General features: G+C 68.1%; 10 protein-coding genes and 1 pseudogene. 2 read left to right on the top strand and 9 right to left on the bottom strand.

The window, feature by feature from the left end:
* Positions 1-109: 109 nt before the first annotated feature.
* Positions 110-1189 (top strand): annotated as a pseudogene (locus ITJ43_RS15265) (DUF222 domain-containing protein); the annotation flags it as partial.
* 73 nt (positions 1190-1262) lie between these two features.
* Positions 1263-1679, top strand: coding sequence for an HNH endonuclease signature motif containing protein (locus tag ITJ43_RS02205; RefSeq protein ID WP_194581706.1), 417 nt, complete (start codon positions 1263-1265; stop codon positions 1677-1679).
* A gap of 18 nt (positions 1680-1697) precedes the next feature.
* Here the strand turns inward: ITJ43_RS02205 and ITJ43_RS02200 are convergent, their stop codons facing one another.
* The 9 genes from ITJ43_RS02200 to aroC form a co-directional block, all read right to left on the bottom strand.
* On the bottom strand, positions 1698-3263 hold the full coding sequence (locus tag ITJ43_RS02200; protein WP_194581704.1) for a Rieske 2Fe-2S domain-containing protein: 1566 nt from the start codon (positions 3261-3263) through the stop codon (positions 1698-1700).
* 69 nt (positions 3264-3332) lie between these two features.
* Complete coding sequence (locus tag ITJ43_RS02195) at positions 3333-4628, bottom strand: alpha/beta hydrolase (RefSeq protein ID WP_194581702.1); 1296 nt, start codon at positions 4626-4628, stop codon at positions 3333-3335.
* Between the two features lie 57 nt (positions 4629-4685).
* A complete protein-coding gene (gene nusB / locus ITJ43_RS02190; RefSeq protein ID WP_194581700.1) occupies positions 4686-5096 on the bottom strand; it encodes a transcription antitermination factor NusB in 411 nt (136 codons plus the stop codon).
* Positions 5097-5115: 19 nt separating this feature from the next.
* Positions 5116-5676 (bottom strand): elongation factor P, encoded by a 561-nt coding sequence (gene efp / locus ITJ43_RS02185; protein ID WP_194581698.1) that lies wholly within the window; start codon positions 5674-5676, stop codon positions 5116-5118.
* 96 nt (positions 5677-5772) lie between these two features.
* Entirely contained in the window at positions 5773-6231 is a 459-nt protein-coding gene (aroQ, locus tag ITJ43_RS02180; RefSeq protein WP_323741098.1) for a type II 3-dehydroquinate dehydratase, read from the bottom strand.
* Positions 6228-6773 carry a GNAT family N-acetyltransferase gene (locus tag ITJ43_RS02175; RefSeq protein WP_194581696.1) on the bottom strand — a complete coding sequence of 182 codons (546 nt, stop codon included), beginning with the start codon at positions 6771-6773 and terminating at the stop codon, positions 6228-6230. The genes aroQ and ITJ43_RS02175 overlap by 4 nt, the downstream gene beginning before the upstream one ends.
* A complete protein-coding gene (gene aroB, locus ITJ43_RS02170; protein WP_194581694.1) occupies positions 6770-7852 on the bottom strand; it encodes a 3-dehydroquinate synthase in 1083 nt (360 codons plus the stop codon). Before aroB ends, ITJ43_RS02175 begins: the two co-directional genes overlap by 4 nt.
* Positions 7849-8394, bottom strand: coding sequence for a shikimate kinase (locus tag ITJ43_RS02165; protein ID WP_194581692.1), 546 nt, complete (start codon positions 8392-8394; stop codon positions 7849-7851). The genes aroB and ITJ43_RS02165 overlap by 4 nt, the downstream gene beginning before the upstream one ends.
* A complete protein-coding gene (gene aroC, locus ITJ43_RS02160; protein ID WP_194581690.1) occupies positions 8391-9602 on the bottom strand; it encodes a chorismate synthase in 1212 nt (403 codons plus the stop codon). Before aroC ends, ITJ43_RS02165 begins: the two co-directional genes overlap by 4 nt.
* Positions 9603-9604: the final 2 nt, after the last annotated feature.

Below are 9604 nucleotides of genomic sequence, written 5' to 3'. Positions count from 1 at the left end.
AGCGACACTTCAAAGCTCATCCGAGACGACGCGCGGGATGAACTGCGCCGTCGGGTTGAGCATCACCAGGTACCTGAGCACGTCCGCGAAGTGCAGCGGAGCGATTCTCATGCCAAGGCGCTCCCTCGATGACCCGCGGTGTGGTGTTCACGCTCACTCTAAGGAGCCCGTTGAGCGCATGAGAAAACTCTCACTCGGCGCGCGCTTTTTCCCATCTCAATCTGGGCTTTTAGAGCCTGGAGTGTCGGGGCCCCTCGGCAGAATTGAGGGTATGGACCTCCTCGCACAGCAACTCGACGACCTGCGTTCGCAGGCCGCGAGTGCGCTGCGCGAAGCGGCGGCGGACCGCGTCTTCGAGCGGGCCACCGAACGCGAGCTCGCCCGGCAGGTCGCCGCCATCGCCGAGATCGGCCGGTTCGTCGAGGCGCTCCTGATCGACGCGACCGGCGAGGCCGTACGCCGGTCGGAGAACCCCGTGCGCGACGAGCGGATGACCTCGCACCTCGGATGCCGCGATGTCACCGAACTGCTGCAGACGCTCACCCGGCTCGAACCGCGGTCGGCGGCGCGGCTGCAACGGGCGGCCACGGCTGTACGCCGCGCCGTGTCGCCCACGACCGGTGAGGCGCTCGACGCGCCGTTCCCATCGGTGCGGGCCGCGATGGTCGACGGGGTGGTCGGTACCGACGGCATCCTCGCGATCACCGGACCTCTCCAGCAGACCGCGCCGCGCGTCTCTTCGGCCGCACGCCGGGAGGCCGCAGACATCGTCGTCGCCGAGGCGCGGGGCGAGGGGCCGGATGCCGCGCCGCCAGCCTGCGCGGAGCTGCTGCGCATCCACGCGCAGACGTGGGCTCTCGCGCTCGACCAGGACGGCGCCGAACCGCGCGAGCGTGTGGCCGAGCGGAAGCGCTCGCTCGTGCTCGGTGTCGCGAGCGCGGCCGGGGTACCCCTGCGGGGAACCCTGCTGCCGGAGGTGGCGGCACAGCTGCAGACGATTTTCGATGCGCAGCTGTCCCCTACCGTCGCCTTCGACGACCCGTTCACCGCCGACGACGACCCGCTCGTCGTCCGGGACGAGCGCACCCGCCCGCAGAAGCAGCACGATGCGCTGGCTGCCGCACTCGGTGTCGCGGCATCCAGCGGGCTCCTGCCCACGATCGGCGGACACGCGCCCACCCTGGTGATCTCCGTCGACGCCGACGATTTCGTCGCCGGCACGGGCTTCGCCCACGCGCAGGGCTGCGATCAGCGTCAGCACCATGGCCGCCCGCCACGTCGCCTGCGCGGGCGCGATCCAGCGCGTCGCCACCGGCTCAGACGGGCGCATCGTCGCGATCGGCACCGAGGAGCGCGTGTTCAACCGGTACCAGCGTCGCGCCATCGCCCTTCGCGACGGCGGCTGCGTCATCCCCGGCTGCGGCGTGCCCGCCGGCTGGTCCGAGATCCACCACGTCACCGAGCACGTCCGAGGCGGCCCGACGCACACCGACAACGCCGTCCTGCTGTGCTGGTACCACCACCGCTTCCTCGACCGCATCGGCTGGCAGCTGCGCATGAACAACGGTGTTCCCGAGCTGAAGGGGCCGCCGTGGCACGGCACCGATCATCGGTGGCGGGCGGCCACGACCTCACCGGTGCGACTCAAGAAGCGCGCGAAACGAATCCTGACGACGTGAGCCGCCGGCGCGGGCGGGTTACGTCGTCTGCGCGGATGCGGTCTCGATGATGTGCGACGCGCGGATCGGGTGTCCCGGAGCGGTCAGGCACTGCCCGCTGTTCAGGTCCCACTTCCAGTCGTGGAGGGCGCACGTGAGCACGCCGTCCTCGATCTTGCCGGTCTTGGTGAGGTCGGCGCGCAGGTGGGGGCAGCGGCGCTGCACGGTCCACTCACCGATCTCGGCATCCTCGGTCTGATCCGACTGCTCCGCGTACCAGTTCTCGACGTACTCGATGCGGTCGCGCGACAGGCACTTCAGGAAGGTGGTGAGGAACTCGTTGAACTTGCCGCTGCGGCCCACGTCGAACTGCATCGACAGGAAGATCGAGTTCGACCAGTCGATCTCGTGATCGCGGATGTTCGTCGAGACGAGGTCGGCGGGAATCGTGTACCAGTAGATGCACTCCTCCCCCGCATATTCGCGGACTTTCGCCTTCGGAAAGTCCACGACCATGTCGAGCTCGCCGATGCGGAAGCGCACGTTGCCGCCCACTCCCATGCGGATCGTGCGAGCGCGCCGCAGCAGCGGCTCCCACCACTCCTGCAGCGCCGCGAGCATCGCGTCGGGTGCCATCGGTTCGGCGCGCGTGGCGACCTCCGCGATGACCTCGTCCTGGCGGCTGTCGCGCTGCTCGGCCAGATACTCCCACTTGTCGTCGAAGACGCGGTCGATCTCTTCGGCGCTGTACAGCGTCTGAGTGATCTCGACCTGGCTGGCGTGGACATCGACCTGGGTACCGGGGACGAACTCGTGCCCCTTCTGCTCCGGGCGCTCGGCACGCATGTGCGCGAGGAACTGGCGCTGATCGGTGAAGATCGAGTCGTCTTCCAGACCCCACCCGTTGAACCGGAAAAGATCCTCCCGCAGGAACATGGGCGGGCCCGCCATCGGGAAGACGTGCTCGGCATCCACCTTCTCGATGTAGTACATCGCGCGCTTGTTCTGCGCATCGCGCTTGAGCTTCGCGAAGTGCTGCTTCGAGTCCTGCGGCAGGTCGTAGACCATCGGCCACCAGATCGCGCCCGACACCTGGGTGAAGTACGCGTCCGGCTTCGAGAACGACAGCAGACGCTCGAGGTCGAGCGGATGAGAGTCGTTCTGGTTCAGAATGCTCGCGGTGCCATCGTCGACGCTCAGCGACGAGTCGCCGATCGGGCCGTCGCTCGGCGCCCGCAGCGGCGTCACCATGATCTTCAGCCCCCCGGGATACTCCATCGGCACGCCGGCCTGGGTGTAGATGATGTTGTCGTAGCCGAGGCGGCGAAGGTCGACCTCGAGGTCGTCGGTCGGATACTCCGGCAGCAGCACGCGGATGTCCTTCGGCACGTACCGTTCCAGGAGCGTCGGGTCGAAGTGGTCGCGGTGACGATGCGAGATGTACAGGAAGTCGGCGGCGCCGAAGCGTTCCCAGTCGAGGCCACGGTTGTCGGGAAACGGGAACCACGACCCGAAGAAGCTCGGACCCATCACCGGGTCGCAGAGGATGCTGCCGCCCGTCGTCTCGATGAACATTCCGGCGTGGCCGAGGCCTGTGATGCGCATGGGTCCTCCTGGTCGAACAGCTCCCGAGTCTACGCGCGGCACCCTGTGCCCTCCGTCAGGCGCCGCGGTTCAGGGCGCAGAAAGGCCCAGCCGCGGATACAGACGCGCGAAGCCTTCGGCCATTCCCCCCTCGAGAGCATCCACGACGTGGCCGGCGCCCGGCACGACATAGCTGTCGGCCTGCCATCCGGCAGCGGTCGCGGCTGCCGCCCCTTGGCGCGCCTGATCGATGTAGTCGGGATCGTGCTCGCCGGCGGTGAACAGCGCCCACTGGTCGGGGTAGGCGCCCGCACCGGCCGACGCGAGGATGCGTGCCGGCTTCGCCGCATCGTAAGCCGCAGCAGAGCCGTCGAACACATGGGCGATCGTCTCGTCGGGGTGTTCGGACCCGGGGGCGATCTCGCCGCTCACCGACAGCAGGTTGCCCCAGATCTCGGGGTGCTCTGCCGCGTACTTGAACGCGCATCCTCCCCCGTTGGAGTAACCCGCGATGATCCACTGACGGGGACGCTGTTGCACCGGCAGGGTCCGTGCGAAATCGACGACATCCTTCGTGACGTACGTCTCGACGTTGCCGTACATCGTCGAGTCTCCGCATGCGGGATCCCTGCTCGCGTCGCCCAGCTGGTCCACGACGAGCACGTAGGGCGCGAGCCCGTTGTTCTTCTCTGCCTGCGCGTCCAGGATCTTGGCGATGTACTGCGGATCGGGATCGCCTGGTTGCCCCATCATCATGATGACCAGGGGCAGACGCGGCGGATGGGCGGTGAGCGCGGCCGGCGGCTTGTAGAAGCCGGCGAGGCGCGCCGAGAACCCGGACTGGGTCGCGGGGATCTCGATCGTGCCCTGTTCGCCCTTCGCGGGCATGTCCGGGGGTGCCTGCCAGCGCTGATAGAGAGGCGCATGCGATTCGGGCTCGCCGCTGTGCGCTCCCGTAGGAATCGTGATCGGCCGGTGGATCTGGATGCCGAGGACGCTCGCGAGCGTCGTGTTCAAGCCGTAGTACGCGTTGATGCCGAACGTCGTCGTCAGAAGGAAGAGGACGATCGATACTGCCGCGACGACGCGACGACCCCATCGCGCGCGCCAGAAGTTCGCGATGCCCAACCCTATGGCCGCAAGGCCGCCCGCTCCCCACGCGACTGCCTGCCACGGAAGTGACATTCCGAACACACCGGTCCACGTGGCGACGAGGGCGAACAGCACCGCCGCAAGTGCACCGGCGGCGACAGAGACCGTCGCCCAGAGAGGCCACGGTGCAGGTCGACGCCGAAGCGCGAGAAAGACGACGGCGACGACGCTCAGCAGGCAGAGGGTGCCGACGAACCACAGCTCGACCACGCGAAACTGGAGGATGGTCGTCATCGGCGTTCTCCGCGCTCGTCAGGCCGGGCGGCCTTCGGCCTGCGCATCGTCGATGGGCTATGCGGTCCGAGCGATGCGCGCGAGCACACCGTGCACGAACGAACCGGAGTCGTCCGTGGAGAACTCCTTGGCGAGCTCGACGGCCTCGTCGATCGCGACCGCGGTCGGCACCTCGTCGTTGAACATCACTTCCCAGACGGCGAGACGGAGGATGGCGCGATCGACCGCCGGCATCCGCTCGAGTTTCCAATCGCGGGCGTGGGTGATGATCTGCTCGTCGATCTCGTCTCGGTTGTCGACGACGCCGTCCACGATCTCTCGGGCGTACAACCACGATGCCTCGCGGGCAGGCTCGTTCGCGGCCCGCTTGGCTTCGGACGCAAGGGTGACGGCCAAGTCATCGCCGCGGACGTCGGACTGGTAGAGGATATCGAGGGCGCGCTTTCGCGCCTTGGAGCGTGCGCTCATCTGCTCAGCAGCCCGTGCGTCAGTTGACGCGGCCGAGGTAGTCGCCCGTGCGGGTGTCGACCTTGACCTTGGTGCCGGTCTCGAGGAACAGCGGCACCTGGATCTCGTAGCCGGTCTCGACGGTCGCGTTCTTGGTGCCGGCCGACGAGCGGTCGCCCTGCAGGCCCGGCTCGGTGTAGGTGATCTCGAGCACGACGGATGCGGGAAGTTCGATGTACAGCGGGTTGCCGTTGTTCAGCGCGATCTGCACCTGCTGGTTCTCCAACAGGAAGTTGGCCGCGTCGCCGACGGTGGCGGCACCGACCGTGATCTGGTCGTAGTCGGCCACGTCCATGAAGACGAACCCGTCGCCATCGTTGTACAGGTAAGTGAAGTCGCGACGGTCGACGTTCTCGGTCTCGATCTTCGCTCCAGCGTTGAACGTCTTGTCGACGACCTTGCCGGTCATGACGTTCTTCAGCTTCGTACGGACGAACGCGCCGCCTTTTCCGGGCTTCACGTGCTGGAACTCCACGACGCTCCAGAGCTGTCCATCGATGTTGAGGACGACGCCGTTCTTGATGTCTGCGGTCGATGCCATGAGTGTGGAGTTTCCGTTCGTGAGGTTCGAGGTGCCGCACTCGCGCGGGGCGGCCGACAGTCGATCTTAGCCCACGGTGTTCCGCCGGCCCGGGTGTCAGCCTTCGGCGGCTCCGGCGATGATGTCGATCAGCAACCGCGTTGCATGCGCGTACCCGGTGACGCCCTCGCCGATGACGTGGACCGCGGCCACGTCCGCGACATACGAATGATGGCGGAAAGTCTCGCGTTCGTAGACGTTGGAGATGTGCACCTCCGCGACGGGTAGCGCGACCCCCGACAGCGCATCGCGCAGCACCACGGAGGTGTGGGTGAGTCCCCCCGGGTTGATTACGATGCCCAGGCAATCGGTGCGCGCCGCGTGGATCGCATCGATCAGAACACCCTCGTGGTTGCTCTGCACCGACCGCACCTCGAAACCGTGCTCCGCGGCGGCATCCGCCACGATCCGCTCGACGTCGGCGAGCGTGTCATGGCCGTACACGGCGGGCTCTCGGATGCCGAGGAGGTTGAGGTTCGGTCCGTTGACCAGGAGAAGGCGACGCGGCGTCATCACGCGCCCACACTACCGGCGCGGCGCATCACGAGCTCGGGTCCGATGACGCTCGTGAACGTCTCGCCGGTGGGCACGAACCCGATTGCGCGGTAGGCCTTCTGTGCGCGGACGTTGTCGACGTGGACGTCCAACGTGAGGTCGTCGGCGCCGCGTTCGGCTGCCCAGTGGGCCGCGGCATCCACCAGCTCGCCCAGCAGACCCGAGCCGCGGTACGACGGTGCGAGGTACACGCCCACGATATCGGCACGGTCGTGCGCGACCGCGCGTCCGACGTGATCGAGCGCGCCGGACTCCCGCAGGAGCACCGTGACCGTGCCCACCCACCGCGCGCCGTCGTCGGCGATGAACTGCGCGGCATCCGCGCCCATCGCCGCACCGGCAGCGCGGTCACGCCAGAACGCGTCATCGTGGGTGCGTTCCTGCTCGGGCGTCGACAGGAAAGCGATGCCGGCGGCCGGATCGCCGACGGCCTCGATGCGGAGGTCGCGGATCTGCCGCCACTCCTCCAGGCGCACCCGCCGCACCTGCGGACGTGCGCTCACTCGGCGACTTCCTGGTAGGCGGCGAACAGCAGAGACTCGTCCGGCGCCTGCAGCACGGTCGGCTTCGCGAGGTCGTCGAGCACGATGAACCGGAGCATCGATCCGCGGGTCTTCTTGTCGCGCTGCATCGTGGCCAGCAGCTGCTTCCAGGCGCCCTGGCGGTAAGACGTCGGTAGACCAAGAAGCTCGAGGATGCGCCGGTGTCGCGCCGCCGCATCATCGGACAGACGCCCAGCCAAACGCGACAACTCGGCGGCGAACAGCATGCCCACGGAGATCGCGGCGCCGTGGCGCCACTGGTAGCGCTCGGCATGTTCGATGGCGTGTCCGAGGGTGTGACCGTAGTTGAGGACCTCGCGCAGTCCCGCCTCGCGCAGATCTTCTCCGACGACCTTCGCCTTCATCGCGATGGCGAGTTCGATGCACCGGCGGAAGGCGTCCGAGCGCGGATCGACCGCAGCGTCGGGGTCGGCTTCGATGAGGTCGAGGATCTCGGGATACCAGATGAAGCCCGCCTTGACGACCTCGGCGAAGCCTGCGACCCGCTCGTTGCGGGTGAGGCTGTCGAGCAAGGCGAGGTCGCAGATGACGGCCCGGGGCGGCCAGAACGCTCCCACGAGGTTCTTCCCCTCGGCCGTGTTGATCCCGGTCTTGCCGCCGACGGCGGCATCGACCATCCCGAGCACAGTAGTCGGGACCTGCACGATGGCGACGCCCCGGAGCCATGTCGCGGCGACGAAACCCGCCAGATCTGTGACCGCTCCGCCTCCGAAGCCGACCACCGCGTCGGTGCGGGTGAAATCGGCCTGACCCATCACCTGCCAGCAGAAGGCGGCGACTTCGACGCGTTTGCCCTGCTCGGCGTCGGGAATCTCTGCCAGCAGCACCTGCCGCTCACCCGAGGCGAGCAGCATCGTACGCAGCTGCGCCGCCTGTTCCGCGAGGGTGGGCGGGTGCACGACCAGAACCTTCCGCGCGGCAGGCGGCAGCGCGTGCTCAACCAGGGGGAGAGTTCCCCGGCCGATCGTGATGTCGTACGGCTGGTCGCCGCTCACACTGATGACGGTGGTGTCTGTCATTGTCGCTCTCCCGGAGCACGGCGGTCGTCGCCGCCGGTGCCGTCTGTGGTGATCCATGTGGCGAGTGCTTCGACGACGTCCTGCAGCGGTCCCGCCGAGGTGTCGAAGGTGATGTCAGCGAGGCGTTCGTACACGGGCCGGCGCTGTGCGAAGATCTCGTGCCAGCGTGCGACCGCGTCGCCCTCCTGCAGCAGCGGTCGGGCGCCGCCGCGAATGCGCGCGGCGACGTTCTGCGGTGCGACGGTCAGAAGAACGACCCGGTGCGCGGCAAGATCCGTCTGGGTCTCGGGGTGCAGCACGGCGCCCCCGCCGAGGGCGACGACTCCGCCGGTCGCGAGCGCGGCCGACACGGCGCGTCGCTCCAACTCGCGGAACGACTCCTCCCCCTGACGGGCGAAGATCTCCGTGATCGGTCCGTGCTCGCGCGTGATGACAGCGTCGCTGTCGGTGAACGGCAGCGCGAGGCGCTTGGCGACGCGTTTGCCCACGCTCGTCTTGCCGGCCCCCATCGGACCGATGAGAACGATCGCCGGGTCGGTCATCCGAGCGCGTCGTCGCTGTCTGCAGCCGTGCGAAGGGTCTCAGGGATCGCGGCGAGGTAGCCGTCGAGGTTGCGTCGCGTCTCGGCGACGTTGTCACCGCCGAACTTCTCGAGCACGGACCCAGCCAGCACGATCGCGACCATGGCTTCGGCGACGACACCGGCGGCCGGGACTGCGCACACGTCCGAGCGCTGGTGATGCGCGGTGGCGGCCTCACCGGTGGCGACATCGATGGTGCGCAACGCGTGCGGGATCGTCGCGATCGGTTTCATTCCGGCACGCACCCGCAGCACCGTTCCCGTGGACATGCCGCCCTCGGTGCCGCCTGCCTTGTCGGAAGAGCGTGTGATGCCGTCGGCCGCCGTGAACAGTTCGTCGTGCGCAGCGGAACCGCGGCGCCGTGTGGTCTCGAACCCGTCGCCGACCTCGACGCCCTTGATCGCTTGAATGCTCATGATCGCTTGGGCGAGCTTGCCATCGAGGCGGCGATCCCAATGCACGTGCGAACCGAGACCCGGCGGCAGCCCGTAGGCGAGCACCTCGACGATGCCGCCGAGGGTGTCGCCATCCTTCTTCGCGGCATCCACTTCCGCCACCATGCGCGCGGAAGTCTCGGCATCGAAGCATCGCAGTGGATCGGCGTCGAGAGCGTCGACGTCGTCAGGCAGGGGAAGGGCGCGGCCCTCCGGCACCTGCACGGGGCCGATCGACAGGGTGTGGCTGACCAAGCGGATGCCGAGTTCACCGAGGAAAGAACGGGCGATGGCGCCGAGTGCGACGCGTGCAGCCGTTTCACGCGCGCTCGCACGTTCGAGGATCGGCCGTGCCTCGTCGAAGCCGTACTTCTGCATGCCGACGAGGTCGGCGTGGCCGGGGCGGGGGCGCGTCAGGGCCGCACCGCGACCGCGCGACATCTCGGTGAGCGCGGTCGGCTCGGCGCTCATGACCTCGGTCCACTTCGGCCACTCGCTGTTGCCGATGCGCAGAGCGATCGGGCTGCCCATGCTCAAGCCCTGGAGAACCCCGGCCGAGATCGTGAGCTCGTCTTCCTCGAACTTCATGCGCGAGCCGCGTCCGTAGCCGAGCTTGCGCCGAGCGAGATCCGCCTGGATGGCGGCGCGGGAAATGGGGACGCCGGCGGGCAGTCCCTCCATGAAGGCGACCAGTTCGGGACCGTGCGATTCGCCGGCGGTGAGCACGCGGAGCATTC

Origin of the sequence: Microbacterium sp. VKM Ac-2870, assembly GCF_015350795.1 — a bacterium.
Classification (GTDB): domain Bacteria; phylum Actinomycetota; class Actinomycetes; order Actinomycetales; family Microbacteriaceae; genus Microbacterium.
The sequence above is the reverse complement of the archived record's forward strand: the minus strand, read 5'-3'. Positions and strand labels throughout refer to the sequence as shown.